Genomic DNA, 24,339 nt, shown 5'->3' with positions numbered 1-24,339 from the left:
ATTCACCAGAGGATGCTCTGCACCAGTTCGTCGATCTTCTCGCCCATGGCTTCCAGTCCATTCACCTTGGACAGGGAGCCGTCTGCTCCCACCTGTTCGGCCAGCTTGGACAGCTCGTCGTCCGGGAGGCTGGAGAAGAGGACGATGGGGATGTCCTGCGTGCCGTACTCGTTCTTCAGCGTGCGACAGATATCCGTGCCCTTGGCCTCGGGCATGTGGATGTCGGTGAGGATGAGGTCCGGGCGCCAGGTCTGCAGCGTCTTCTCGAACTCCATGAGCGTGGAGGTGGCGATGACCTCGTAGCCGCGCGCTTCGAGCACGGCCTTCTCCATCGCGAGCGTAATCTCGCTGTCATCAATCAGGAGGATTCTTCGCTTCTCGGACACGGCGACCTTCCTTCACTCCGTTCTATCCTACCCCCACGCGCCGCACCAACGCTTTCCCGTGCGCTCCCGGGGCCGGCGTTTCCCTGATTTCGGATGTCCACCGCCGCACGCTCGCCCGCTGGGTCTCCGGGGACGACTTCTTTCCAGTGAGACATCCGAAAAGGGATATGGAAGTCAGCCATGATGCACCGTGACAGTTGGACCCTGAGAGCACTCGTCCTGGGACTGGGGCTGCTGTGGAGCCTTCCTGCCGCCGCGCTCAACGCGGGCCTCAACCCGCCGCCCCCCTCGGTGGACCGGAAGACGCCGCAGGCCACCGTGCAGGGCTTTCTGTCCGCCGCGCACCGGGGGGACTACGCCCTGGCGGCGCACTACCTGGACCTGGACTACATCCCCCGCGCCCAGCAGGCGGAGCGGGGCTTCCAGCTGGCCCGCGCGCTCAAGTTCGTGCTGGACCGCAAGCTGCCCGTGGACGTGAGCTCGCTGAGCAAGGAGCAGGAGGGCGACCCGGCCGACGCGCGCTACGACCAGTTGGGCACCATTCCGTTGCAGGGGAACAACGTCCCCGTCCGCGTCCAGCGTGTCTCCTCTGCTGAGGGGGAGCAGGTCTGGGTCTTCAGCGAGTCCACGGTGCGGCAGGTGGACCCGCTCTTCGCGGAGTATGGCCCCCGGCTGGTGGGCCTCCTGCCGGCCTTCTTCTTCAGTGACACGGTGCTGGGACTGGAGCCCTGGCAGTGGCTGGGGCTGCTGGTGACGGTGCTGGGCAGCCTGGGCCTGGCGGTGCTGCTGGAGCGCTTGGTCCTGGCCTTCGCCCGCCGTGTGGCGCGGTGGACCCGGTTCACCTGGGAGGAGGATGTGGTCTCCTCGGGGAAGGGGCCGTTGAAGCTGCTCACCTTCTCCGCGCTGCTGGTGGTGGGCACGCTGCTCTTGCGGCTGCCGCGTCCGGCGCAGGGCTTGTTCATCCGGATCGGCTATTCGTTGAGCGTCGTGGCGCTGGCCTGGGCCGTGCTGCGCATCCTCCACGTCTCCGTCGCCTTCGTGCAGAGCCGCGTGTCGTCGGAGATGAAGGACGCGGCGCGGGCACGCAGCGTGAGCACGCAGTTGGTGGTGCTCCGCGCCATCTTCGAGGTGGCCACCTACGTCATCGCCGCGGCGCTGCTGCTCATCCAGTTCGAGGTGGTGCGCAACGTCGGAGTGTCACTGCTGGCCTCCGCTGGTATCGCCGGCCTGGTGCTCGGCCTCGCGGCGCAGAAGTCCATTGGTACGCTGCTGGCCGGCATCCAGCTCTCCATCACCCAGCCCATCAGCATTGGCGACACCCTCATCACCGAGGGCGAGTGGGGCACGGTGGAGAAAATCACGCTCACCTACGTGGTGCTGCGGACGTGGGACCAGCGCCGGCTGGTCATCCCCATCGTTCAGTTCCTGGACAAGCCCTTCCAGAACTGGAGCAAGGGGAACCCGGAGATGCTGGGGCCCGTCATCCTCCAGGTGGACTTCCAGACGGACATTGACGCGCTCCGCGCGGAGCTTCGCCGCATCCTGGAGAACGAGGGCAAGTCCATGTGGGACGGCCGCGTGGCGACGGTGGTCGTCCTGGACGTGCTGGACCGGACCCTCACGGTGCGTGCGCTGGTCAGCGTGTCGGACTTCAGCAAACTCTTCGACCTGCGGGCCCTGGTGCGCGAGAAGCTGGTGGCCTTCCTGCGCGCCCACCCGCTGTGGTTGCCCGTCACCCGCACGGAGGCGCGTCCCTTCCCGCCGCCTGAGCTGGATCCGGTGCGGCTGTCCGCTTCCCCGGATTCGCCGCCCACGCCGCCTCGGGCGTGAAGGCTGGCTGCCCCCCAGGCGCAGTGAGCCCTTGCCTGGGGGCATGGGGTTTTGAATAGTCGGCGCGCCGCGCCGTCATAGCGCTGGAAATTCGCACCTACCGCCCGGGGGAGTCTTCGAGATGATGCGTCATGTCAGGTTGTGTGGGGCCCTTGCGATGGTGGCCGCCACCGTGCCGCTGACCGCCAGTGCCCAATCCCGAGGCCGCACGGACGGTCCAGAGGAGTCCGAGTACGGCAAGGGCGGCTACAGCGGCCCCGGAGGCCGGAGCGTGTCGCTCCAGCTCGACTGGGGCGCGGCCATCAACTCCCGCAAGCCGCCTCGGGGCGCGCCGGAAGGCCCGCCGCTGTTCGTGGGCGCCACGCTGTCGCTGTGGGGCGCGGACTGGTACCAGCTGGACGTGAGTGGTGCCTACGTGTTCGACGGGGGCCGCTTCGTCGGCATGGTGGGTCCGCGCTTCCGGACCTGGGGCTGGCCGCTGGTGTTCACCGCGGGCCTGAAGGCCGGTGCCATCGTCATCCCGGAGGGAGAGGGCCTGCGCTTCGGCATCTCGCCGCAGCTGGGTGCCGAAATCCTCCTGGGTGACCACGAGAACATCCTCATGGCCCTCAACTACACCCCGGACATCCCCATTGGCGGTGGCGGCGTCACGCACCGGCTGGGCATGTCCGTGGGCTACAAGTTCTAGCAAGGAGGCTTCGACATGATTGCCCAGCTGCTTGCCGCCACGCTGGCGTTGACCTCCAGCCAGGCGCCCGTCTCTGTTTCCGGCCGGGGAAGCCCACAGGTGAACCTGCCGTTTCCGGCCGGAGACGTGCAGACCTACAACATCATCCAGTGGGACCCCAACCAGCTCCCGCGCATCTACGAGCGCTCCGACCAGCTCCCCCTCACCGACGAGGAGCTGACGAAGCTGTCCCAGGCAGGCTTCGAGCCCGCGCAAATCGTGAAGATGATTGAGGAGCGCCGCTGCGCCTGCGACGCCAGCGCGGACGGCCTCATCCGGCTCAAGAAGGCCGGCGTGGACAAGGATGTGCTGGCCGCGGTGTCCCGGCACGGACTGGCGCCCAACCGCGGGTTGAACCTGCTGGTGACGCTGGACTTCACCGGGGAGAGCCGCACCGCGCGCGAGGCGTTCCTCTACTTCTTCGTGGACGACGGAGACATCACCCGCGTCTTCACCGCCAACATCCCGGAGCTGCTGCGCCGCCGCAACAGCCACGAGACGACGGTGGACCGCAGCGACATCCTCGTCGCGCGCACCGTGCGCCGTGTCCAGCTGGCGGGCGAGGTGCCGCTGCGCACCTACGGCAAGCACAACGTGCTGGTGGTCGCCAGCGCCAGCCCCACGCTCACGCATCCGTCCCAGCTCACCGCGCAGGAGCTGTCGCGGTCGCAGCGCTACACCTTCGACTATCCTCGTGCGTCGCTGCAGAACGTCTGCCGCCTGACGGCCGGGTACCGCCGCGACGCGGTGCTCGCCTACAAGTGGAACTTCGAAGGCAGCCGCTTCGAATGCGAATGGAACTAGGAGTGACCCGCACCATGAACACCCGCCGCCTGCTTCTGTCCGCCTGCCTCGCCGCTTCGCTGTCCGCCTGCACGGGCCCGCGCGCCTTCACGCGTGGCACGTACGAGGACCCGAACACCATCGAGATGCTGTCGGACCGCTTCAACGAGAACGACCTGCAGCTCATCGCGAAGAAGATGGCGGAGTCGCTCGCCACCTCGCCGCGCTTCTCCCAGCCCCGGCCGGATGGCTCGCTGCCCATCGTCCTGGTGGGCAAGCTGAAGAACAGCACCTCCGAGCACATCGACATGCGCTCGCTGGGCGACAAGATCCAGACGGCGCTGGCGCAGACGGGCCGCTTCGCCCTGGTGGACCAGCAGGCTCGCCAGGACATCGCCGAGGAGTACGAGTACCAGCAGTCCGGCTACGTCGACCCGAACACCGCCAAGGGCCCGGGTCAGCAGACGTCGGTGGACTTCCTGATGACGGGCGACCTCGCCTCCATCATCCAGGAGGTCGGCCGTGACAAGCTCGTCTATTACAAGATGACCGCGAAGCTCAGCAACGTGCGGACCGGCCTCATCGAGTGGACGGACGAGAAGCAGATCCGCAAGAAGTTCGAGAAGCGCGGCGTGAGCTGGTAACGGGCGCACCCTTCCATGTCCATCCACTCCCGCAGCCCGGTCCGCCTGAGCGGGTGGGGCGCGCTCGCGCTCGCGAGCGTGCTCCTCCTGTCGTCGGGCTGTGCGGGTGACTATGTGGCGCGCACCCGGGGCGTGCGGTCCGCGTACCAACAGGGGGACTATTCGCGCGCGCTGTCCTCCCTGGAGGCCGCGACGAAGGAGGGGCCCGCGCAGGACCGCCTGCTGGTGCTCATGGACAAGGGCATGGTGTTGCACGCCGCCGGGCAGTGGGCGGAGAGCAACGCCGTGCTCGAGGAGGCGGAACGGCTCAGCGAGCAGATCGACAGTGTCTCCGTCAGCGAGGAGGCGAAGACGCTCGTCACCAACGAGCGTCAGCGCACCTACCGAGGGGAGGACTTCGAGAAGCTGATGATTTCCGTCCTCCAGGCGCTCAACTACGCGGAACTGGGCGACGACGAAGCCGCCATGGTGGAGGTCCGCCAGGTCAACGAGCGCCTGGAGAAGATGATCGCCGAGGAGAAGAAGCCCTACGAGCAGCTCGCGATTGCCCGCTACCTGGGCGGCGTCATCCGGGAGGACCAGCGGGACTGGGACTCGGCCTACATCGACTACGCGAAGGCCTATGAAATCGCGCCCCGAAAGGACGCGCTGGCCGAACCCCTGCTGCGGCTGGCGAAGAAGGTGGGCCGCGACGACATGTACGCGGAGCTGCTGGCGAAGTACCCGGACGTCCCGCACGCGCCGCTGGCGCCGGACGAAGGGCAGCTCGTCGTCGTGGTGGAGGCGGGCCTGTCTCCCGAGAAGCAGCGCGGCTCCAGGGACCCGGGCGGCGGTGGCGACCTGATTGAAGTCCCCACCTACCGGAACCGGGGGCTCGCGCCGCCCGTGACTGTCGCCCTGGAGGGCCAGTCCCAGCAGGCGGTGACGGTGACGTCCCTGGCGGACGTGGCCGTGGTCCACCTGAATGACCGGATTGGACGCATGCTGGCGAAGCAGCTCGCGGGCGTGGCCGTGAAGGCGGGCGTGGCGGCGGGCGTGGGCGCGCTGACGAAGAGCGATGAACTGGGCGTGCTGACCTTCCTCGTCCTCAACGCGATGAATGCGCCAGACCTGCGCTCCTGGCTCTCCCTGCCCGCGGAGTTCCAGGTGGCGCGCTTCCGCGTGCCCGCGGGAAGTCACACCGTGCGTGTGACGAGCTGGGGGCAGGTGACGGAGCATCCGGTGGAGGTGAAACCGGGCCGGGTGGGGTTGTTGGTGCTCCGGCGCTACTGATTTGGTTTTTTGATGTAGGGTGCGCGCCCCATGTCGCCGGTCCTGGCCACGGTGGCCCTGTATTCCCTCATCATCGTCCTCGGCGCGCTGGCTGGCGCCGTGGTCGTCGTCTTGAACGACCGACCCACCCATCTGGTGCGCTTCCTGGCTTTCGCCGCGGGCGTGATGCTGGGCGCCGCCTTCTTCCACATGCTGCCGGAGGCGTATCTGGGTGGCGGATGGTGGGCCTTCGCCCTGGTGCCCGCGGGCTTCGCCTTCCTGCTGGTGCTGGAGCGCTACCTCGTCGCGCACGCGGGCGAGGACATCTCCCACGGAGACACCATGGCGGGCACCGGGCACTCCGTGCATCCGGGCCACGTGCTGGGGCTCACCGCCTTCCTGGGGCTGTCCACGCACACGTTGTTCGACGGCATTGCCCTGGGTTCGGCGGTGGAGGAGGGCGTGGGGGGCATGGCGCTGCTGGCCATCGTCGCGCACAAGGTGCCCTCCGCGCTGTCGCTGGCCTCCATCCTCAAGACGGAGGGGCGCTCGAAGGCCTCCATCCTGTCGCTGTCCACGCTGTACGGGATGATGGTGCCGGCCGGCGCGCTGCTCTACTTCCTCTTCGACGCGATGCTGCAGTTCGAAAGCCTCGCGGCCAAGGCCCTGGCTTTCTCCGCGGGTACGTTCCTCTACATCGCCGTGTCGGACCTGCTGCCGCACGTGCACCGGCACGGCAAGGACCAGCCGGGCCGCAACGTGCTGGCGCTCTTCGCGGGCCTGCTGCTGATGTTCCTGCTCGCGCGGCTGATGGGGCACCCCGAGCACCCCGGCCACTGAGCGCCCTTCATGGAAAAACGCACCGACTGGTACGAACACCCGCAGTACTACGAAGCCATCTTCGGCACGGACACCGTGCGCGAGGTGGACTTCCTCCAGACGCTCAGCGAGCGCTTCGGCACGGGCGGCAAGCTGTGGCTCGAGCCCGCCTGCGGCGCGGGGCGGCTCGTGGAGGAGGCCTCGAGCCGGGGCCTGCGGGTGGTGGGCTATGACATCTCCGAGGCGATGCTGGCCCATGCGCGAAAGCGCCTGACGCCGGCGCAGCGGCGGCGCGTGAAGCTGGGGCCGTCACGCATGGAGTCCTTCGCCGACCCGTCGCTGGAGGGTCAGGTGGACCTGGCGCACTGTCTGGTGTCGACCTTCCGCTACCTGGACAGTGAGGCCGCGGCGCGCCAGCACCTGCTGGGGACGCGGCGGCTCTTGAAGCCGGGCGGCATCTACGTGCTCGGCTTCCACCTCACGGACTACGCGCGCGCCCGGCCCGAACACGAGCGCTGGGTGGGGCAGGTGGGGGAGGACCGCGTCGTCTGCAACACGAACGAGGGCCTTCCGGAGCAGCGGGCGCGGCGCTCGCCCATGCGCAACCGCCTGCGCGTCACCGGGCCGGACAAGGATTGGCTCATCGAAACCCAGTGGTACTTCCGCACGTACAGCAATGCCCAGGCGGCGAAGCTGTTCCGCGACGCGGGCATGCGGGTGCTGGCCGGGTACACCTTCGACTACGACATCAACGCACCTGTGGAGCGGGGAAGCCTCCGGTTGGATCGCGTCTTCGTCCTCCAGCCGGACCCCGAGTCTCAGCCCGTGGACCCTGCCGGGCCCAAGCGTGCGTCCACGCGGAAAGCGCCCAAGAGGGCCTCGACGCCCCAAAAATCGCCCAAGGTTTCACGATGAGGGCGTTTTGAGAGGGCGGAAGAGATACTCGTGGTGAATTTCAGGTGGCCTGCGTTCTGATGGGACGCAGGCGCGTCCTGCTGGAACGCAAGTCAGGCCCCTCCGTGGTGGCCGCGTTCACCCATCCCCCTGGAATCACACGAATGTCGCGTCTGGCACGGGACGCGCATGACGTTCTGCCGTGGCGCTTCGGGAGACCGGGCTGCCCCGCAGTATCGGAGTTTCGGGAACGCGGAAGGAGGGGCCGCTCCTTCCGCGTTCTTCATCTCCGCTACACTCCGTCCCCCTGATGTGGTTCCTGACGGAGCCTGTCGGAGGGCACTGGACGGAGGCGAGTGGATGCAGCAAGACGAGATGGCACAACTCCTCACGGATTTGCGGGGAGCCAGGGACTTCGAGGCCGCGGCTGCCGCAACACTCCGGAGGCTGCAGGCTGTCGCCCAGGAGGCCGTTGCGTCCAGTCGGTACGCAGCCCGGGGCCGGGTGTTGCGAGGCATCGTCCACCTCCGCCCGGGAGAGGCCTACCGCAGTCTGGCCGCGCTAGAGGTAGGGGCAGCGGAGATTACGGATGCCAGTGTAGGCACGCCCTTCTTCACGTCCGCCACGGCGTGGCGCGCGGTGGTGGAGCACCGGTGCGCGGTGTCCATCGACGTGAATGTCGGCACGGTGCAGCCCCATGCGCCCAACGCCCCCGTGACGGGGGACCCGAGCCTGGCGGGCTTCAACAGCCATGAGAGCCGGCAGCGCTTCCTGGGGCGTCACGCGACGCACGTCTGCGTACTGCCGCTGCGCACGCCGGGCGGCGACATCGAGGGCATGATTTCGTTGGAGGCGGACTGCCTGGCTGCGATGGGGCAGGACTTCGTCTGGCTGGACGCGGGGGACCGGCTCCAACTGCTGGCGGACGTGGCGGCGCCGTACCTGACCCGGCTGCCGCAGCGGCCCGTGGCCCGGCCGGAGGTGGATGAATTCCTGCCGGTGGTGGGGCGCTCCATGGCGGAGCTGCTACCCATCCTCCGCGTCTTCGCGCTTCAGGATGAGACCATCCTCATCAGCGGCGCCACCGGCGCGGGCAAGTCGCGGCTGGCGCGCTGGTGCCACGAGCGCTCCAACCGCCGGGGCAAACCCTTCGAGACGCTGGACCTGGTGACGGTGCCCGAGGACCTCCAGATGGCGGAGCTCTTCGGCTGGAAGAAGGGCGCCTTCACCGGCGCGGTGCGAGATGCCCCCGGCAGCGTGGCTCGCGCGGAGGGCGGCACGCTGTTCATCGACGAAATCGACAAGCTGTCGCTCAAGGCCCAGGCGGGGCTGCTGCACCTGCTGGAGTCGCGCAGCTACCGGCCGCTGGGCGAGGGCACCGGTGAGCGGCAGGCGGACGTGCGCTTCATCATCGGCACCAACGCGGACCTGCACGCGGAGGTTCGCGCCGGCCGCTTCCGCGAGGACCTCTACTACCGCGTCAACGTGCTGCCGGTGCGCATGCCGGCCCTGCAGGAGCGCCAGGACGAAATCCCCCTGTGGGCGCAGTACATGGTGAACCGCCGGCACCGCGAGCGCTCGCCGGACGGCCATGCCCGGCTGATGAAGGAGGCGGAGCGGCTGCTGGTGGGAAGCCCCTGGCCGGGAAACCTGCGGCAGCTCGACAACATCGTCCGCCGCGCCTACACGCTGGCCATGGTGGAGCACGCGGGCGCCACGGGCGAGCTGGTGCTGCACGAGAAGCACGTCGCGCGGGCGCTCGACTATGAGCAGGCCCCCGGCGCCCGGCCGCTGCCGGAGGCGCTGCGCGCGGCCGCCCAGGCCTTCGTCGCGGAGGCGCGCCGCCGCAATGCCCCGTTGGATTTGGACCTGGCCGATGCCTTCCGCGGCATGGTGCTGGGGCTGGCCATCCGCCAGGTGGGGCGGGACGAGGGCTTCAAGCTGCTGGGCCGTGAGAGCCTGGTGAAGAACCGCAACCACCACAAGGCGCTCAAGCGCGAGCTGGAGAAGGTGGACTCGCTCTACAAGGCGCTGGGCGAGGAGAACTCGCCCTTCTCCGATTTGCTGTCGGAGGTTGACGCCGTCTGAGCCGCCGCGGCGCCCGGGAACTACCGGGCGTCGGCGTGGGGGCCCGCGGCGATGCCCGTGGCGCCCCGGGCCAGCTCGTCACACACGAGCGCGTGGAGCCGGAAGGCCATGCGCGCTTCCTGCACCACCTCGCGCGCCTCGTCCTCGTCCAGCTCCAGCCCGTCGATGCGCGAGTGGAAGCGGACGCGGAAGGCCGCCAGCCCGGCCTCGGGCACCGTGCCGTAGAAGGTGGTGCCCTGGCCTTCCGCCAGCTCGAAGGCGTCCGTGATTCGCCGCGCCCGGCGGTGCCCGCTGAAGACGTCCAGCACGCAGCGCGCGTAGGCGTGCGCCACCAGCAGGTGCGGGGCGTCCTCGGCCACCTCCCGGATGCGCTCGGCGTGCAGCCGCGTCTCCACGCAGGCGAAGGTGTCCGTCCGGGACTCGCCGCAGAAGTACGTCAGGTCCGCTTCCAGCCCGGAGGCCAGCCGCAGCTCGGGCAGCAGCAGCGCGGTGGTGAGCGTGGTGCCCATGACGTGGGGCAGCGCCGCTTCGAACGCCGTGTAGAGCGTGTGGAGCTGCCGCAGGTGGCTCACGTAGTGCTGCGCCCGGACGTACTGGCCGTAGATGCCGCCCTCCCACGCGTCGAAGAAGAGGGACTGGATGAACAGCGAGCGCTCCGCCTGCTCGGCCAGCTTCGCCGTGCCTTCCGCCAGCAACACGGACAGGGGCGCCGGGGGGGTGGACTGGAGCTGCTGCGGGGACGCAGGGGGCTGGGGCTCCACCCACCGCTTCACACGCGCGGACACGTCCGTCCGCGGCAGCCGCCGTGTGCCGGTGGCGCTCACTGCTTCCACCCGCCGCCGGCCAGCGCGCTCATCGCCAGGGGCCCGGCGTCCTCGTTCGACAGGGACTCCAGCGGTGTCCCCAGTTGCTGGAGCGCCTCCGCCAGCGTCATCCCGATGGCGCGGAGGACTTCCTCCTCCACGCGAATCGTCACCGGCCCCATGGCCAGGTGGATGTGCCCGCACGAGCACTGCGTCACTTCAGCGCATGGACCTCGCGCCAGTACCGTCTTGCCGCATCCCTGACCGGGCATCGTCGCCATTCCTGATTTTGATTTTGAGTATCGAAATCAAAGTGATGATGCGCCAAAGGCCGGCGGAGAGCAAGCCCCGGCCTTTTCTCGACCTGCAGCGGGTGTGGGGAGGTAGACCGGCGTCCGACAGAGGAGGGCGTCAGCGGCCCAGGGGCTGGCGCTGCGCGTCCCGCAGACCCACCAGCACGCTGGAGCCGCTGTCCGCCACGCGCAGCTCGCCGTAGCGGGCGCCCTCGTAGCGGTCGGCGTGGCCTTCCTGGAAGAAGAAGGCCTCCGCGCCCAGGCGGTAGCGGCCTTTGCGCAGACGGTACCGGAGCTTGAGTTCGTCGGGCGCCAGCGGCGTGTCGGGCGTGTCGAAGCGCACGAAGGTGCCCACGCCATTCGCGTCCAGCCGCAGCACCATGTTCCCGTCGGTCGCGGTGGTGGCGGGGTTCGCGTCCCGCTCGCGGCTGATGGCGTAGTCCAGCACCATGTAGTCGCCCTGAATCAGCGAGCGCGGGTCGACGGGGGCCAGCTCCAGCAGCACCGGCGTGCCCGAGCGCAGCACGTGCTCCTTCTGGACGACGAGCCCCGTGGGGACGAGCAGCGCGAAGGCCAGCCCGCCGAAGATGACCGCCGTGCGCGACATCACCGCACCTCCGTCGCCGGGGCGGGGAAGCGCCGCAGCAGGAACGAACGCAGGCCCAGGAACACCAGGCCACTGCCCATCAACGCCAGCGCCTTGGCCAGCAACGTGAGGCCCAGGTCGTAGTAGTACCAACTGCCCGACGCGAGCAGGTACGCCACCGCCAGCCCCAGCAGCACGCTGCTGCGCCGGTGGAAGCCGAGCACCAGCATGCCCACGGCGGTGATGACCGCCGGAGTATGGGGCGTGAGCACGGCCACCAGCGTCAGCGCCGCGAACACCGCCGCGCCCGCCACGCCGGTGGGCTCCAGCGCCAGCTCACGCAGCACCCGCCACGCCGTGTACAGCGTCAGCGCCGTGAGTCCCAACGTCAGCACGGCATCCGGGAGCGCGGAGACGGTGTCGAACAAGTGTCGGGCCACGTCCTTCATGCCGCGCACCAGCAGCACGCCGGGGATGGCGCACGCGAGCGCGAAGGCCACCGGCCCCACCAGTTCGCCCATGGCTCCCCGTCGCAGCCGGGCCTGCTCCAGGAAGAGGAAGTACATCAGCGCGGCGCAGCCCAGAATCAGCAGGTCCAGTGCGAAGCCGCCCACCACGTGCCAGGCGAGGAATCCGGCCGCGCCCACCACCGCCAACGTGCTCAGGAAGCGGAGGATGGCGTCCGGGTAGGCGATGAGCAGCACGCAGCTGATGACCAGCGCCACCACCGCGCCGACGTTCTCGCTTTCCGTTTCGATGCCGAAGCTGGCGGAGGCCATGGCGGCGCCGGCCAGGCACAGGGCCAGCGTGAGCTGCTCCACGAAGACGCCGCGCAACGTGCGACGCAGCATCGTCGCGCCCGTGCACAGGCCCAGGCCCACCACGCCCATCACCACCTGCTCCTCCCAAAGGCCCGCGCAGGCGAAGAAGCTCAGCACGAAGATGGCGGACAGCCAGGCGCCGACGCCGGCGAAGGCCTTCACGAACCAGGGCACGGCCACGGACTGGCGCTGATGGGCCTCCAGGGCCACACGGGCGCGGTCCACGGCGTCGGGCTCGAGCTGGCCTTCGGCCTGGAGCGAGTTCAGCACGTCTTGCAACGAGGGACGCAGGGCCATGTCAGGACTCCTCCGTGGCGCCGGTGACACGGGCTTCATGCCGGAGCCACCACACCGCGAGCGCCACCTGGGCGATGACGAAGAGCGGCAGCAGGAAGAGTCCCAGGACCTCCACGTCCTGGTAGGAATCGAAGACGATGCTGACGGCGCCGGAGGTCAGGAGCGTCATCACGCTCACCGCGCCGAGCGTGAGCATGAACAGCTCGCCCTTCAGGTGCCGGTGCAGGGCGTACTCGGCCGCGAGCGAGGCCAGGACCAGGAGGAGCGCCACCACGGCGCCGGTGGGGGCTCGCGACGGGTGCATGATGAGTGGCACCGAGGCGACGAGGACCGGCGCCACCGCCATCACCGCCAGCACCCGGGGCACCCAGCGCGCCTGGAGCCAGGACACGCGCAGGTTGGCGAAGTGCTCGTAGGTGGCCCAGGTGAAGCCGTTGAGCCCGCCCAGCACCACCGCCAGCCAGTACGTCTGGTCCATCTCCGTATCCAGCACCTGGTCCCAGAAGAGGATGATGCCGGTGTTGACCAGCACCAGCGTGAGCAGCCCCAGGGGCGCGAAACGGGACGCCACCACCCAGGGGAGGGTGAGCACGGCCCAGCCGATGAACAGCTCATACGGGTCCGCGCCCGTCTGATACGCCTGTCCGTACACGGCCAGCAGCGCGCCTACGAGCACGGAGGCCGCGAACAGTGACAGCTGGCCTCCCAGCGTCGCGCCTTGCCTCCAGGCGCCCACCGTCGCGCCGGTGATGGCCGCCGCGATGAGGCCCAGCTTCGCGAAGCGGTGCATGTCCGCCCAGTTGTACGCGAAGAAATAGATGACGCCCGCGAGCACCAGCAGCACGCCCAGGCCCATCAGCGTGGTGGACAGGAAGCGCCGCCAGTCCTGCCGCGGCGGGGTGGCCACGGACAGGTGCAGCGCGCGCTCCAGGGTGGTCGGCGTCAGGACGCCAGCGTCCGCGAGTGCCCGGAGTCGTTCAGGCGTCGCGTCAAGGTCGAGCAAGGGTTTCAGCACGGGCGCAGTCTAGCGGTCCGGCCGGGTGGCGCGTCCATCCGCATGCCTGCCGCGCCTGTCCGAAGGTCGGCCCGTGGGTCATGCTAGGCTGCCCGCCCTCGTGTGTGGCTCGCACGTGTGCCAAGGGGCCCTGTCCATGGCGGCAAACCTGGAGTGCCCGAAGTGCGGCAGCGAGCTCGACGTGACGGGGCGGGGCCCGGGCGCCATCGTCCGCTGTGCCTGCGGGAACCTGTCGTCCGTCCCGAAGCGCTCCTATTGGGGGAGCCCACGCGGCGTGGTGCTGGCCCTGGGACTGTTCTTTCTCTGCCCCTGTGTGGGCGTCCTGGCCGCCATCGCCATCCCCAACTACAACAAGCTTCCGGTGCGCTCCAAGCAGCAGGAGTGCAAGACGAACCTCCGCGGCCTCTTCAGCGCCCAGCGCAGCCACAACGCCGAGCACGGCACCTTCGAGCCGCGCATCCTGAAGGCGGGCTTCATCCCCGAGCGTGGCAACCGCTACGCGTACTTCACGGGCACGGGGCCGTTGGTGGCGCGCGACACGGAGGAGGACGAGGTCCCGGCGGACGCCGGTGGTATTGGCGTGGACCGCTCTCGGGACGCGAGCCGCCGGGCCATCACCCTGGCGGACCTCCCCGCGTGGGTGTCTCGGCAGGTGGGCGTCTTTGGGACGTGCCCGGATTGCTACGTCACCATGGCCTGTGCGGGGAACATCGACATCGATGACACGGTGGATGTCTGGCTCATCTCCACGGGGACGCTCAAGGATGAGTCTGGCGAGGCCGTTCCTCCCGGCACTCCGACGAATGTCGTGAACGACGTCGACGGTTGACGAGCCCGGTCCGCCGGGAGCTGGCGCTTCGCCCGGCGAAATCGCCGTGGGCGGACGACCCGGAAATCCCGCGCTTTTCGTATCTGACTCTGAGCGCGACGGATGGACGGGCCTGAGTCCCGTTCCGCCTCGCTCGCCAATCCACAGAAAGGTTTCAACCGTGCGCTCGATGATGAAGCGTCTCTCCCTGGGTGTGTGCATTTCCACGTCGATGGCGTTGCTGGGATGCGGCGGCGAGATGATGGACGCCGACGCCATGGCGGACATGGCGCTGCCCGAGGAGGCCGTGGGCACCACCGCGTCCTCGCTGGAGACGGCCAGTGACTTCCGCTTTCGCACCGCCAACCGCTACGCGGGCATTCACGGCTACGCGGCGGGCTTCGGCAACTTCCATGAGGCCAACTACGGCGCGGGCGTGGTGCGTGGCACCATGCTGCTCAAGCCGGGCACCGTGGCGCACTACCGCGCGGTGCCCCGCTCCTCGCTGGGCAACACGGCGCTGAGCAACATCCCGGAGTTGTTCCGCCGCGCGCAGGACTACGGCAACGCGCACGGGTTGGGCATCGCGCTGCCCGCGTTCGAGCAGGGCCTCAACGGCTCTGTTGTGGAGTACGGCATCAACTTCCTCCACCCCAGCGTCGTCGAGTTCCGCGACGTCCCGGGCTGGGCCATTGGCTACCCGAACGTGAATGACGCTGGGGCGATGATGCGCGCCGCCAACGACTACGCCTCCGCGAACGGCTTCGCCGCGGGCCTGCCCACCTTCCACTCCACCACGTACAGCGGCACGCAGGTGTACGGCATGCACCTCATCCACGCGGGCTACGCCGACACGCGGGACGTGCTCGCGGACGTGCTGGCGATGCAGGACCGCTTCAGCTCTGACACCGCCACCGTCACGGGCGCCAACTGGGCCCGGACGCTGCGGCGCCACGAGGCCGCGCAGGACGCCATCCAGACCTGCACCCACCTGACCAACCTGGAGAAGTCCGCGCTGCGCAATGCCTACCGCAAGTCCATCCACCACTCGGGTACGAACGAGGCCGGCATCAACGCGCGGGCGGAATTGGGTGGAGATGATGTCTGGATCAACTTCGGCGTGCTCTTCCCGCAGGGGGACACGGAGATTGCCCAGACGCTCATCCACGAGATGATGCACATCGCCGGTTACTCGCATCCGGACCGCCGCGACGGCATCGACACGCCGTATGACGGTGGCCAGTACTACAACTCCGCGCCGCTGCGCGCCGAGTTGTGCATCGCGGGCTTCCAGAGCATCCACTCGACGCGCGAGTCCAGCCGCGAGCAGCAGACGCGCTGAGCGGTGACGGGCTCGGCCGTTGGGGCCGAACTGGGGCGTGAACAGGGGGCTCCGCGCAGTCCAGGCGGAGCCGTCCTCCCTGGCGAGCATCCGCAGGTCCGCGAAGGCATCCGGCGCGGTGAGGGGACCGCGCATGCGCTGTTCGCATCGAATGGGGCACAAGGGATACTCGCTGCTATTGATGAAAAAGTTGTGATTGATGACTCGTTGGCGAGATGGGGGTGATAGGGTTCCGCGCCTTCCGCGCCTTCCGCGCATTGGGGTGCGGACATTCACAGGGGGATTCTTCTTCGATGGCAGATATCAAGTGTCCGGCGTGCGGCACGAAGCTCGACGTGACGGGGCTCAAGTCGGGTTCAACCATCCAGTGCTCATGCGGAAACACGGCTTCCGTACCGCGCTCCAGCCGGAAGAAGGTCTACCTCATCGTGGCGGGTGTCTTCGCCTTGCTGCTCATCCCGTGCTTCTTCGTCAGCCTTGGCGCCATCAGCGGCTTCCAGGGTTCCAAGCACCGGGCGAAGCAGGCCATGTGCAAGTTGCAGTTGAGGCAGTGGTACATCGCCCAGATGACTCACTACGCCGAGCACGACGCCTATGAGCCTGTCTTCGCGAAGTTGAACCATGACATTCCGCGGGGCAATCACTTCGCCTTCCTGGCGGGTGTCGAGCCGGCGGATGCTCGCGACGCGGCTGGGGCCGCCGCGGTGGAGGACGCCGTCGCCGTGGGTGTGGACGTGGCGACGAACCCGGAATTGAAGGCCATCAAGTTCGGCGACCTGCCGGTGCTCGTGGCCAAGCAGGTCGGCCTTTCGGGAGAGTGCCCTGAGTGTGCCATCACGGCCGCCTGTGTCGCCAATCTCGACCGGGATGGCGACCTGGACGTGTGGCTCATCTCCTCGAAGGAACTCACCGGGCCGGATGGACAGCCCGTGGAACCTGGTGAGCCCCTCCACTTCATGAACGACCTGAAGGACTGACGCGCGCAGCGCCGTTCAGTCGCTGGTGACGAGCAAGGGCGTGGTGAGGGGGCGCTCCTCGCAGTCCAGGGCGGAGCCGTCCTCCCAGGCCAGCATCAGCAGGTCCGCGGGGCCATCCAGTGCGATGATGGGGTGGTGCCACTGGCCGGGGCGGTAGTTCACGCCCTGGCCCGGGCCGCACACGAAGGCTTGCAGCCGGTCCAGGTCCGGCTCGCCTCGGGTGTCGTCCGGACAGACGACCACCAGGAAGCGCTGGCACGCGAGCGCCACGAACATTTGCGTGGAGCAGGGGTGGCGCTCCAGCAGGCGCACCTCGAAGGGCAGGGACTTCGCCACGGAGCGGAACACCGCCAGATTGGGCTCTGCCTGGGGACGCGTGCCCGTCAGGTGGGCCACCTTGTCATACCGCGTGGCCGTGCCCTGGTTGGCGCTGTTGCCGCCCGCGAGCTCCAGCCCGATGACGTCGCCGAATGGCGCGAAGGCCTCTTGGGTGAGCGGTCGTGCGCGGATGGTCGGTCGCATGGCGTGTCTTCCTCAATCCCGTGAGTCGTCGTCGTCCACGAGCATCATTCCGTGCTTCGTGAGCAGCTTGCGCAGGTACACCCGGGCGATGCCCGCCTCGCGGGCCGCGCGGGAGATGTTCCGGTCGCAGCGCGCGATGAGGCCCTGAAGGTAGTCCCGCTCGAAGACCTCGATGAGTCGCTCCTTGGCCTCCTTGAAGGGCAGCTCCGCATCGAGCGCGCCCTGCGGCATCCGGGTCGAACCAGAGGGGGCTTCCATGGGCGGCAGGGTGTCCTCGCCCAGATGGATGGCCTGCTCCACCACGTTGCGCAGCTCGCGCACGTTGCCGGGCCAGGGGTATTGGGCCAGCAGCGCGCGCGTCTGTTCGGACAGTGCGCTGGGCGGGCGGCGCAGCCGCTCCAGCATGGCGTCGATGAGCAGCGGCAGGTCCTCCACCCGCTCCCGCAGCGGCGGCGGGACGACCTTGAGCACCGCCAGCCGGTGATAGAGGTCCTTGCGGAACCGGCCCTGCTGCACGGCCTGCTCCAGGTCGACGTGCGTGGCCGCGACGACGCGCATGTCCACCGTGCGGTAGTCGTTGGCGCCCACGCGCTTCACCTGCCGGCGCTCCAGCACGCGCAGGAGCCGGGGTTGCAGCTCCAGCGGCAGCTCGCCGACCTCATCCAGGAAGACGGTGCCTCCCTGGGCACGCTCGAAGGCCCCGGCGCGCTCTCCGTGGGCCCCCGTGAAGGCGCCCTTCACGTGCCCGAAGAGCTCCGACTCCATCAAGGAGGGTGGAATCCCGGCGATGTCCACGATGATGAAGGGGCCGCTGGCCCGGGTGCTCTCGTGATGGATCGCTTCGGCGCACAGCTCCTTGCCGGTCCCCGTCTCGCCCTGGACGAGCACGTCTCCGCCGCCCGCGGCCACCCGCTCCAGGACGGTGAACAACTCGCGCATCTTCACGCTCGCGCCCACGAGCGCGCCGAAACTCCGCCGCGAGGACAGCGGTAGCGGCCGCTCCCGCGAATCCTCCGGCACCACCTTGAGGACGACTGTGCCCAGCGTCAGCGACGCCCCGGGCCGTACCTCCAACTCGGTGAAGCGCACCCCTTCATGGAAGGAGCCGTTGCGCGAGCCCAGGTCCGTGGCCACCACCCGTTCGTCCGTCACCTCCAACTGGAGGTGCTGCCGGGACACGACGCGGTCCGTCAAGACGATGTCGCTCGTCGAGGACGTGCCGAGCCGGACCACCCCTGGGCGCAGCACGTGGCTCCGTCCCGCCTGTTCCCCGGAGAGCACCAGCAGCTTCAATCGCAAGGGGCCGCGCCGCGCCACTGGGACGGGCGCCGTCTGGACCAGCGCGTCCACCTCTGTGTCCATGTCACCTGGGTCCGCCACGGTGGGCAGGCTACCACCGCGCCCACGCGGGGGAGGGGAGTGACAACTGTTGTTGCCACCTGACAACCGCGGTTACCAGGCCCGCCGGAGCGCCTTTCCGGGCGTCCTCCTCTTGAGCGTGCGCCTCGCCCCGGCTCCGGAGGCGCTGGAGGGCCCTGGCACACCCACTGCAGTGGCCTGGAGCCGCTTCGAGAACGACACCACCGAGCCGCCCACCCGCGATGTCTTGCCTTGAATGGCCAGACGCTTCGCGGGTGGGCTTGTTTGTTTTTGCTTTGTGTTCGTTCCCCTCGGAAGCGCGCGAAAACAAATAAAAACACCGCACGAAACACCGTGCGTATCCGACAGAGAATGTTCATGTAGTTAGCGCGCGGGGCTTTCGGCTGAAACGGCCACCTGCCCCCAATCCAAACCATCGTAGCAATCGCTATCAGGAGTCACGACCATGAGCCTGTCCATCGCGAAGTCCATCCAGTGCAGCGGCTTCTCCAGCAACACCCGTGGCTGCGGCCCCACGGACCGCTACCAGGCGGCCTATCAGTCGATGGACCCGTCCAAGGCGGCGCAGACGGTGCTCAAGCACTTCGACGCCATCGAGGGCGTGGGCATGAATGCCAGCGGCAAGGGCGCCGGGGACAACAACATCGGGACGTCGGAGCTCAAGCGCGTGGCGGACCCGAACAGCGGCTTCCCGCCCGAGGTCCGCGCCGCCGCGAAATGGGTGCTCGACCACCCCATCGCCCTGCGCTCGCTGGACCAGGGCGCCAGCAAGGCCCAAGGCGGCAATAATGAGGTGCACCTGAGCAAGGCGGACCTCCAAGCGCGCGCGGGCAATGCGGCGGACTCCGGGGCTCCGCAGCGGCCTGGCTTCCCGCAGCGTCCGTCGCTGTTCGGCTCCGGGTTCGGAGGGGGCTTCGGCGGCGGACTTGGTGGCCCGGGCGGCCTGCCCAACCCGCACCGTCCCAACCTGCCGCCGCGGCTGGACCTGTGCGGCCCTTCGTTCGGCGCTCCGTCCCGCCCGCCCTTCGGCGCGAGCCGCCAGGAGCCCATGGACATCTACAAGGCGGCCCAGACGCTCAAGGACCACTTCCACTTCGCCGAGGGCGTGGGCATGAACGCCAGCGGCAAGGGCGCTGGGGACAACAACATCGGCATGTCGGAACTCAAGCGCGTGGCGGACCCGAGCAGCGGCGCGCCGAAGGAGCTCCGTGAGGCGGCGCAGTTCCTCATCAACCACCCCACGGCGCTGCGTTCGGTGGACCAGGGCGCCAGCAAGTCCAAGTCCAGCAAGGAGGTCCACATCAGTCTCCAGGATTTGGAGTCCTTCACGGCGAAGGCCCCCCGCCGCGAGACGCAGTCCAACCGCCTGGACCTGGCGCAGTTCATGGGTCGGGCGAGCGTCTGGGGCTGAGCCCGCCCGCTGTCCCGGCGGCCCACCCGTCATGGGCCGCCGCCGCGCTGAGCTGAAGGTGACTGGGAGTCGGGCCCTGGGGGGAGCCTGGCTGGCCTCATCCTGACACTGGCGCCTCCGGGGGGGAGGGCCCAGTGTCAGGGCATGGCAACCACCGACATCACCAAAGCCAACTTCAAGGAAATCGTCTCGAAGGAGGGAATCGTCCTCCTCGACTGGTGGGCCGAATGGTGCGCGCCGTGCCGCACCTTCGCACCTGTTTTCGAACAGGCGAGCACGAAGAATCCGGACCTCGTCTTCGGCAAGCTCGACACCGACGCAGAGGTGGAACTCGCGGGGGCTTTCGCCATCCGCTCCATCCCCACGCTGATGGTCTTCCGTGACGGCATCATGTTGTTCGAACAGGCGGGAGCGCTGCCGGCCAACGCGCTGGATGACCTCATCCGCCAGGTGCGCGCGCTCGACATGAACGAGGTGCGCAAGCAGCTGGTGGACCGGCAGGCACAGCAGGGCGCGCCGTCCCAGGCTTGAGACGGCACGCCTCCGTCCAGCGTGAAGACGGGCGGGGCCTCCCGGGGGAGAGGTCTCTCCCGTCACGTCTTCGTTTCAGCTCAGGACCTGCACCTTGCCGTGGTCGTCGCAGTGGCCGTCGTGCGGGTGATGCAGGTGGCCGTCCACGAGATAGTCCATGTGGTCCCCGTGCGGCGCGGCCGCGTGGCCACACGAGGGACCGTGGCGGTGCGTGGCTTCATGGGCACCACAGGCATGCTGCGGCGTGCATTGCGCGGGATTGCGCGCGTCTTCGGCGAGCGTGCATTCGTCCGTGTGGTCCGAGTGCGGGTGGTGCAGGTGCCCGTCGTGTAGATAGTCCACGTGGTCCTGGTGCTGGATGGCGGGATGGCCACAGCCCTTGGCGTGGACGTGGTCATGGCGCTCGTGCGTCTTGTGATTCATGGCAGCCTCCCTGGCGGTGGTGTCCGTGGGTGACACGGTGGGACGGTTGCCATCCAGGAAGGCCAGGACAAGCGCCGCCAGGACGAGCTCCGACCGCCGGACCAGCCCGTGTCACCCGAACGCCGTCGGGCGCCTGCCTGCCGGGCGCCCGCTAGGCGGCCGTTCGTGAATCACGTTCCTTGGTGGGCCAGTACGTGGTGACCGACGGCGGCGTGAAGCAAGCGATTCTCTGCTGCCACCACGGTGGCAACAGGGTGGCAGTACTTCATGCGTCTCACCTCAGCCGGGGACGCACACGATGTTCACTCTTTCGATCAATTGGTTCGCGGTTCTTCTCTCGGCCGTGGCGCTACAGATGCTCGGCGCGGCGTGGTTCATGGGGGTCATCCCGAAGCCGTATGCGCTGGCGCTCGGGCGCACCGACCTCATGGGCCGTAAGCCGGAGCCGATCTTCATCGCAGGTCCCCTGCTCTGCGGACTCGTGGTGACGGTGGCGAACGCGATTCTGCTGCGAACGTTTCACATCGACGCGATGTCGAATGCGCTCGTGTTTGGAGCCATCAGCGGAGTCGGCTATCTCGTCGCCACGGTGTTCAACGTGGCCATCAACCCGAACATCCCGCGGCCGGTTCTGTACGGTGTCATCAACGCTCCCTACTTCCTGCTCAGCAACCTCGTGAGCTGCGCTATTCTTACCGCGATGGCATAGCGCAGAGGACGCATGCGACGCGCTGACCGGCTGTTCGAGATTCTGCAGGTGCTGCGGCGGGCAAAGGGGCCGATGACGGCCAGCGCGATCGCCGAGCAACTCGAGACGAGTCAGCGCACGGTGTACCGGGACCTCGCGGCGTTGATGGCGCGTCGCGTGCCGATTCGAGGAGAAGCGGGTGTCGGCTACGTGCTAGCGCGCGGCTTCGACCTGCCGCCGTTGATGCTGACGCCGAGCGAAATCGAGGCAGTGGTGCTCGGCGCACAGTGGGTGGCGGCCAACGCAGACAGGACGTTGTCGGCAGCAGCGGGAGATGTGTTGGCGAAGGTCGCAGCCATCGTACCGAAGCACCTGCGCGAGCTGGTCGACGACCCGGTGGTGGGCACTCCGCCGGCGAAGCAGAGGCATCCGGACGGAACTGTCGACCTGAGCCGACTGCGTGAGTGGTCGCGGAAGCAATTGAAGCTCCACATTCACTACGCCGATGCGGAAGGCACGACGAGCAAGCGCACGGTGTGGCCGATTCTCGTGGGCTACGTGACCGGCGTTCGCGTGTTGATCGCATGGTGTGAGCTGCGTCGGGACTTTCGGATCTTCAGGACGGAGCGATTGCTCAGCGTGGATTTCCTCGACGCGCTCTACCCCGAGCGCCGTTCTACATTGCGCCGGCGCTGGGAAGCCCAGCTGCGTCACACGAAGTAGAAGGGGGGCACATCAGGACTCGAGGCCAAGGAAAAGGCCGGGCGACCTTGCGGCTGCTGGGCTTCTCCGCCGGCCTCTGCCGTAGTTCCAGGCAGTTAACGACCCGGACTCCAGCCGAGGCTACATCCTCGAAGGGAGTCCTGGACGCTGGTGCCGGTCGCCACCATCGCGGGCGGGCAGCTCGTCGTGGGCAGCCGTTCGAGAATCACAATCCTTGGTCTAGCCCTCCTGGGGCACGGCGAGGAACGCCTTCAATTCGGGGAGCACGCGCTCCGGATGTTCCTGGTGGGGGCTGTGGCCTGCGTCCAGGCGCAGGAGCCGGGCCTGGGGAAGGCGCCGTGCCGCCCGCTCGGCGATGGAGACGGGCAGCGTGTCCTCGTGTTCGCCCCAGACGAGCAGCACCGGCGCCGTTACAGCGCCGAGCTTTTCCGCGCGATGAAAGACAGGGCCGACCACGGGCACGAGCCGGTTGAAGGCCCGCGTGGCGTCAAGGCTGGCGCCCGGGCGGGTGAGCAGCTCGTACTCCAGGGCGCCCAGCCGCTCACCCAGCGGCGTCGGGGGCGGCGGCATCATCTGGGCCCAGGCCCACGGCCCCAGCGAGCGCGCCAGCCGTTCGGGACCGGCGCGGAAGAAGAGGCGGGCTTTTCGCGCCATCTCCGGGCCCAGGCCCATGGCATCCACCAGGGCCAGCCGCTCCACCGGTACCCGGCCGCGCAGCGCGAGCTCCAGCGCCACGAGCCCGCCCAGCGAGTGGCCCACCACGGCCACCGGGCCCGGGGCGAGCTGGGACAGCAGCGCCTCGATGGGGGCGGTGAAGAAGGCCGCCGCGTCCTCGCCGGTGGCCAGCGGGCCTTCGGGGGCGGACGACATGCCGAAGCCCGGCAAGTCCACCGCCAGCATGCGGTGTCCCCGGGCGAGGACCGTCAGGTAGGTGAACCACTGGGAGGCCGCGCCGCCGCGCCCGTGGAGCAGCACCACCGTGGGGCCGGCGCCCGCCTCCAGGACCCGGAGGGCCCCGCCGCCCGGCAACCAGTGAACCGTCGCGACCACCGCCGGGGCCAGCTGGGCCAGCAGCGCGGCTTCCACCGGCCCCACCGAGGGGGCCTTCATGCCGGCTTCCTCGACACCGCCGTCCGTCGGGAGTGGAACAGGGGTTGGCGTGGCGGCTGTGAGTGGTACATGGGGAGGACACTCCAGGAGGGGCGGACGGACGGGCAACATACTGGAATGCGCGGCCCTCAGCGGTGTTGAGCCGGATACCCTGTAAACCCTAGGCTGCCCGCCGCCAGTCCGACACGAGGCGACATGAACACCGACATTCGCGCGCTCACCGAACGCGTGCAGCAGGAAAGCAGCTTCGTCGAGGTCCTCAACCAGGAAACCGGCAAGGTCATCGTCGGGCAGCGCTACATGCTGGAGCGCATCCTCATTGGCCTGCTGTGCAACGGACACGTGCTGCTGGAGGGCGTGCCCGGCCTCGCCAAGACGCTCACGGTGCGCACCGTGGCGGATTCGCTCAGCGCCACCTTCATGCGCATCCAGTTCACCCCGGACCTGCTGCCCGCGGACGTGGTGGGCACGATGATCTACAACCAGCAGGCGGCGAACTTCACCGTCCGCAAGGGCCCCATCTTCGCCAACATCGTGCTCGCGGACGAAATCAACCGCGCCCCGGCGAAGGTGCAGTCCGCGCTCCTGGAGGCCATGGCCGAGCGCCAGGTCACCATCGGTGACCAATCCTTCCCGTTGCCCTCGCCCTTCCTGGTGCTGGCGACGCAGAACCCCATCGAGCAGGAAGGCACCTACCCGCTGCCCGAGGCGCAGGTGGACCGCTTCATGCTCAAGGTGAAGGTGGGCTACCCGACGCGCGATGAAGAGAAGGTCATCATGGACCGGATGTCCGGCGGCTCGTCGCCGCGCGCCCAGCGGGTCATCGACCTGCAGCACCTGGTCCGTGCGCGCGAGCTCGTCCACCACATCTACATGGACGAGAAGGTGAAGGAGTACATCCTCAACGTGGTGTTCGCCACGCGTGAGCCCAGCAAGTACGGCCTCAAGGATTTGGCGGACTACATCCAGTTCGGCGCCTCGCCGCGCGCCACCATCGCGCTGGCCCAGGCGGCGCGCGCGCACGCCTTCCTGCGCCACCGCGGCTTCGTCACCCCCGAAGACGTGAAGGCCATTGCCTTCGACGTGCTCCGCCACCGCGTCGCCATGACGTACGAGGCGGAGGCCGAGGACCTCACGCCGGAGAAGATCATCCAGCGCGTGTTCGACCGCGTCGAAGTCCCCTGACC

The 24,339-nt window shown here is 68.6% G+C and carries 26 protein-coding genes; 16 read left to right on the top strand and 10 right to left on the bottom strand.

The annotated features are described in order from the left end of the window. Positions 1-2: 2 nt before the first annotated feature. Complete coding sequence (locus BHS09_RS29230; protein WP_002634498.1) at positions 3-386, bottom strand: response regulator; 384 nt, start codon at positions 384-386, stop codon at positions 3-5. A 180-nt stretch (positions 387-566) separates the two neighbouring features. Here BHS09_RS29230 and BHS09_RS29225 point away from each other — a divergent pair, with 180 nt between their 5' ends. From BHS09_RS29225 to BHS09_RS29190, 8 genes are all read left to right on the top strand, one after another. After that, positions 567-2,216 carry a mechanosensitive ion channel family protein gene (locus BHS09_RS29225; RefSeq protein ID WP_140799659.1) on the top strand — a complete coding sequence of 550 codons (1,650 nt, stop codon included), beginning with the start codon at positions 567-569 and terminating at the stop codon, positions 2,214-2,216. A 121-nt stretch (positions 2,217-2,337) separates the two neighbouring features. Then, a complete protein-coding gene (locus BHS09_RS29220) occupies positions 2,338-2,904 on the top strand; it encodes a hypothetical protein (RefSeq protein ID WP_140794704.1) in 567 nt (188 codons plus the stop codon). Between the two features lie 15 nt (positions 2,905-2,919). Then, positions 2,920-3,747, top strand: coding sequence for a hypothetical protein (locus BHS09_RS29215; RefSeq protein WP_140794703.1), 828 nt, complete (start codon positions 2,920-2,922; stop codon positions 3,745-3,747). Between the two features lie 14 nt (positions 3,748-3,761). After that, complete coding sequence (gene lpoB / locus BHS09_RS29210; protein ID WP_090490447.1) at positions 3,762-4,370, top strand: penicillin-binding protein activator LpoB; 609 nt, start codon at positions 3,762-3,764, stop codon at positions 4,368-4,370. A 15-nt stretch (positions 4,371-4,385) separates the two neighbouring features. Further along, on the top strand, positions 4,386-5,642 hold the full coding sequence (locus BHS09_RS29205; protein WP_140794702.1) for a COG3014 family protein: 1,257 nt from the start codon (positions 4,386-4,388) through the stop codon (positions 5,640-5,642). 30 nt (positions 5,643-5,672) lie between these two features. Further along, a complete protein-coding gene (locus BHS09_RS29200) occupies positions 5,673-6,461 on the top strand; it encodes a ZIP family metal transporter (protein ID WP_090490250.1) in 789 nt (262 codons plus the stop codon). A gap of 9 nt (positions 6,462-6,470) precedes the next feature. Further along, positions 6,471-7,355 carry a class I SAM-dependent methyltransferase gene (locus tag BHS09_RS29195; RefSeq protein ID WP_140799658.1) on the top strand — a complete coding sequence of 295 codons (885 nt, stop codon included), beginning with the start codon at positions 6,471-6,473 and terminating at the stop codon, positions 7,353-7,355. A gap of 339 nt (positions 7,356-7,694) precedes the next feature. Beyond that, positions 7,695-9,422, top strand: coding sequence for a sigma-54-dependent transcriptional regulator (locus tag BHS09_RS29190; protein ID WP_140794699.1), 1,728 nt, complete (start codon positions 7,695-7,697; stop codon positions 9,420-9,422). A gap of 20 nt (positions 9,423-9,442) precedes the next feature. Here BHS09_RS29190 and BHS09_RS29185 read toward each other — a convergent pair whose 3' ends face one another. From BHS09_RS29185 to BHS09_RS29165, 5 genes are all read right to left on the bottom strand, one after another. Continuing rightward, positions 9,443-10,246: a biliverdin-producing heme oxygenase gene (locus BHS09_RS29185; RefSeq protein WP_140794698.1), complete on the bottom strand. Its 804-nt coding sequence runs from the start codon at positions 10,244-10,246 to the stop codon at positions 9,443-9,445. Further along, complete coding sequence (locus BHS09_RS29180) at positions 10,243-10,497, bottom strand: hypothetical protein (protein ID WP_174258927.1); 255 nt, start codon at positions 10,495-10,497, stop codon at positions 10,243-10,245. Before BHS09_RS29180 ends, BHS09_RS29185 begins: the two co-directional genes overlap by 4 nt. Before the next feature lie 139 nt (positions 10,498-10,636). Next, positions 10,637-11,125 carry a GDYXXLXY domain-containing protein gene (locus BHS09_RS29175; protein ID WP_174260100.1) on the bottom strand — a complete coding sequence of 163 codons (489 nt, stop codon included), beginning with the start codon at positions 11,123-11,125 and terminating at the stop codon, positions 10,637-10,639. Beyond that, positions 11,125-12,222 (bottom strand): DUF4401 domain-containing protein, encoded by a 1,098-nt coding sequence (locus tag BHS09_RS29170; RefSeq protein WP_140799657.1) that lies wholly within the window; start codon positions 12,220-12,222, stop codon positions 11,125-11,127. Before BHS09_RS29170 ends, BHS09_RS29175 begins: the two co-directional genes overlap by 1 nt. A gap of 1 nt (position 12,223) precedes the next feature. Beyond that, complete coding sequence (locus BHS09_RS29165) at positions 12,224-13,237, bottom strand: DUF2157 domain-containing protein (protein ID WP_140799656.1); 1,014 nt, start codon at positions 13,235-13,237, stop codon at positions 12,224-12,226. 136 nt (positions 13,238-13,373) lie between these two features. On the opposite strand from BHS09_RS29165, the gene BHS09_RS29160 reads away from it, so the two are divergent. The 3 genes from BHS09_RS29160 to BHS09_RS39665 all read left to right on the top strand — a co-directional run bounded on the left by BHS09_RS29160 (position 13,374) and on the right by BHS09_RS39665 (position 16,364). Then, complete coding sequence (locus BHS09_RS29160; protein WP_237079895.1) at positions 13,374-14,066, top strand: type IV pilin protein; 693 nt, start codon at positions 13,374-13,376, stop codon at positions 14,064-14,066. A 169-nt stretch (positions 14,067-14,235) separates the two neighbouring features. Further along, positions 14,236-15,387 (top strand): hypothetical protein, encoded by a 1,152-nt coding sequence (locus BHS09_RS29155; RefSeq protein ID WP_237077547.1) that lies wholly within the window; start codon positions 14,236-14,238, stop codon positions 15,385-15,387. Positions 15,388-15,680: 293 nt separating this feature from the next. Then, complete coding sequence (locus tag BHS09_RS39665; RefSeq protein WP_237079894.1) at positions 15,681-16,364, top strand: fimbrial protein; 684 nt, start codon at positions 15,681-15,683, stop codon at positions 16,362-16,364. Positions 16,365-16,379: 15 nt separating this feature from the next. Here BHS09_RS39665 and BHS09_RS29145 read toward each other — a convergent pair whose 3' ends face one another. Both BHS09_RS29145 and BHS09_RS29140 read right to left on the bottom strand, forming a co-directional pair. Beyond that, a complete protein-coding gene (locus BHS09_RS29145) occupies positions 16,380-16,886 on the bottom strand; it encodes an ureidoglycolate lyase (protein ID WP_140794694.1) in 507 nt (168 codons plus the stop codon). Positions 16,887-16,898: 12 nt separating this feature from the next. Then, complete coding sequence (locus tag BHS09_RS29140) at positions 16,899-18,248, bottom strand: sigma 54-interacting transcriptional regulator (protein WP_140799655.1); 1,350 nt, start codon at positions 18,246-18,248, stop codon at positions 16,899-16,901. Positions 18,249-18,711: 463 nt separating this feature from the next. Between BHS09_RS29140 and BHS09_RS29135 the strand changes: the two genes are divergently transcribed. Both BHS09_RS29135 and trxA read left to right on the top strand, forming a co-directional pair. Beyond that, positions 18,712-19,677: a hypothetical protein gene (locus BHS09_RS29135; RefSeq protein WP_140799654.1), complete on the top strand. Its 966-nt coding sequence runs from the start codon at positions 18,712-18,714 to the stop codon at positions 19,675-19,677. Positions 19,678-19,821: 144 nt separating this feature from the next. Further along, positions 19,822-20,208 carry a thioredoxin gene (gene trxA / locus BHS09_RS29130; protein ID WP_140799653.1) on the top strand — a complete coding sequence of 129 codons (387 nt, stop codon included), beginning with the start codon at positions 19,822-19,824 and terminating at the stop codon, positions 20,206-20,208. A 75-nt stretch (positions 20,209-20,283) separates the two neighbouring features. Here the strand turns inward: trxA and BHS09_RS29125 are convergent, their stop codons facing one another. Then, positions 20,284-20,631: a hypothetical protein gene (locus BHS09_RS29125; RefSeq protein ID WP_026113776.1), complete on the bottom strand. Its 348-nt coding sequence runs from the start codon at positions 20,629-20,631 to the stop codon at positions 20,284-20,286. 298 nt (positions 20,632-20,929) lie between these two features. On the opposite strand from BHS09_RS29125, the gene BHS09_RS29120 reads away from it, so the two are divergent. Both BHS09_RS29120 and BHS09_RS29115 read left to right on the top strand, forming a co-directional pair. Then, positions 20,930-21,340 (top strand): DUF1761 domain-containing protein, encoded by a 411-nt coding sequence (locus tag BHS09_RS29120; protein WP_140799652.1) that lies wholly within the window; start codon positions 20,930-20,932, stop codon positions 21,338-21,340. Between the two features lie 12 nt (positions 21,341-21,352). Further along, positions 21,353-22,042 carry a helix-turn-helix transcriptional regulator gene (locus tag BHS09_RS29115; RefSeq protein WP_140799651.1) on the top strand — a complete coding sequence of 230 codons (690 nt, stop codon included), beginning with the start codon at positions 21,353-21,355 and terminating at the stop codon, positions 22,040-22,042. Between the two features lie 219 nt (positions 22,043-22,261). Here the strand turns inward: BHS09_RS29115 and BHS09_RS29110 are convergent, their stop codons facing one another. Then, positions 22,262-23,152, bottom strand: a complete 891-nt coding sequence (locus BHS09_RS29110) for an alpha/beta fold hydrolase (protein WP_140799650.1) — start codon at positions 23,150-23,152, stop codon at positions 22,262-22,264. Positions 23,153-23,347: 195 nt separating this feature from the next. Between BHS09_RS29110 and BHS09_RS29105 the strand changes: the two genes are divergently transcribed. After that, a complete protein-coding gene (locus BHS09_RS29105) occupies positions 23,348-24,337 on the top strand; it encodes an AAA family ATPase (protein WP_140794687.1) in 990 nt (329 codons plus the stop codon). The last annotated feature ends 2 nt before the right edge of the window (positions 24,338-24,339 follow it).

It is taken from the genome of Myxococcus xanthus, assembly GCF_006402735.1.
Lineage (GTDB): Bacteria > Myxococcota > Myxococcia > Myxococcales > Myxococcaceae > Myxococcus > Myxococcus xanthus_A.
The sequence above is the reverse complement of the archived record's forward strand: the minus strand, read 5'-3'. Positions and strand labels throughout refer to the sequence as shown.

Excerpts from the sequence above, each read along its gene's own strand:
- BHS09_RS29225 (WP_140799659.1), top strand. The coding sequence starts at position 567 with ATGATGCACCGTGACAGTTGGACCCTGAGAGCACTCGTCCTGGGACTG.
- BHS09_RS29220 (WP_140794704.1), top strand. The coding sequence starts at position 2,338 with ATGATGCGTCATGTCAGGTTGTGTGGGGCCCTTGCGATGGTGGCCGCC.
- BHS09_RS29215 (WP_140794703.1), top strand. The coding sequence starts at position 2,920 with ATGATTGCCCAGCTGCTTGCCGCCACGCTGGCGTTGACCTCCAGCCAG.
- lpoB (WP_090490447.1), top strand. The coding sequence starts at position 3,762 with ATGAACACCCGCCGCCTGCTTCTGTCCGCCTGCCTCGCCGCTTCGCTG.
- BHS09_RS29205 (WP_140794702.1), top strand. The coding sequence starts at position 4,386 with ATGTCCATCCACTCCCGCAGCCCGGTCCGCCTGAGCGGGTGGGGCGCG.
- BHS09_RS29200 (WP_090490250.1), top strand. The coding sequence starts at position 5,673 with ATGTCGCCGGTCCTGGCCACGGTGGCCCTGTATTCCCTCATCATCGTC.
- BHS09_RS29195 (WP_140799658.1), top strand. The coding sequence starts at position 6,471 with ATGGAAAAACGCACCGACTGGTACGAACACCCGCAGTACTACGAAGCC.
- BHS09_RS29190 (WP_140794699.1), top strand. The coding sequence starts at position 7,695 with ATGCAGCAAGACGAGATGGCACAACTCCTCACGGATTTGCGGGGAGCC.
- BHS09_RS29180 (WP_174258927.1), bottom strand. The coding sequence starts at position 10,497 with ATGCCCGGTCAGGGATGCGGCAAGACGGTACTGGCGCGAGGTCCATGC.
- BHS09_RS29175 (WP_174260100.1), bottom strand. The coding sequence starts at position 11,125 with ATGTCGCGCACGGCGGTCATCTTCGGCGGGCTGGCCTTCGCGCTGCTC.
- BHS09_RS29170 (WP_140799657.1), bottom strand. The coding sequence starts at position 12,222 with ATGGCCCTGCGTCCCTCGTTGCAAGACGTGCTGAACTCGCTCCAGGCC.
- BHS09_RS29160 (WP_237079895.1), top strand. The coding sequence starts at position 13,374 with ATGGCGGCAAACCTGGAGTGCCCGAAGTGCGGCAGCGAGCTCGACGTG.
- BHS09_RS29155 (WP_237077547.1), top strand. The coding sequence starts at position 14,236 with ATGATGAAGCGTCTCTCCCTGGGTGTGTGCATTTCCACGTCGATGGCG.
- BHS09_RS39665 (WP_237079894.1), top strand. The coding sequence starts at position 15,681 with ATGGCAGATATCAAGTGTCCGGCGTGCGGCACGAAGCTCGACGTGACG.
- BHS09_RS29145 (WP_140794694.1), bottom strand. The coding sequence starts at position 16,886 with ATGCGACCGACCATCCGCGCACGACCGCTCACCCAAGAGGCCTTCGCG.
- BHS09_RS29140 (WP_140799655.1), bottom strand. The coding sequence starts at position 18,248 with ATGGACACAGAGGTGGACGCGCTGGTCCAGACGGCGCCCGTCCCAGTG.
- BHS09_RS29135 (WP_140799654.1), top strand. The coding sequence starts at position 18,712 with ATGAGCCTGTCCATCGCGAAGTCCATCCAGTGCAGCGGCTTCTCCAGC.
- trxA (WP_140799653.1), top strand. The coding sequence starts at position 19,822 with ATGGCAACCACCGACATCACCAAAGCCAACTTCAAGGAAATCGTCTCG.
- BHS09_RS29125 (WP_026113776.1), bottom strand. The coding sequence starts at position 20,631 with ATGAATCACAAGACGCACGAGCGCCATGACCACGTCCACGCCAAGGGC.
- BHS09_RS29120 (WP_140799652.1), top strand. The coding sequence starts at position 20,930 with ATGTTCACTCTTTCGATCAATTGGTTCGCGGTTCTTCTCTCGGCCGTG.
- BHS09_RS29115 (WP_140799651.1), top strand. The coding sequence starts at position 21,353 with ATGCGACGCGCTGACCGGCTGTTCGAGATTCTGCAGGTGCTGCGGCGG.
- BHS09_RS29110 (WP_140799650.1), bottom strand. The coding sequence starts at position 23,152 with ATGAAGGCCCCCTCGGTGGGGCCGGTGGAAGCCGCGCTGCTGGCCCAG.
- BHS09_RS29105 (WP_140794687.1), top strand. The coding sequence starts at position 23,348 with ATGAACACCGACATTCGCGCGCTCACCGAACGCGTGCAGCAGGAAAGC.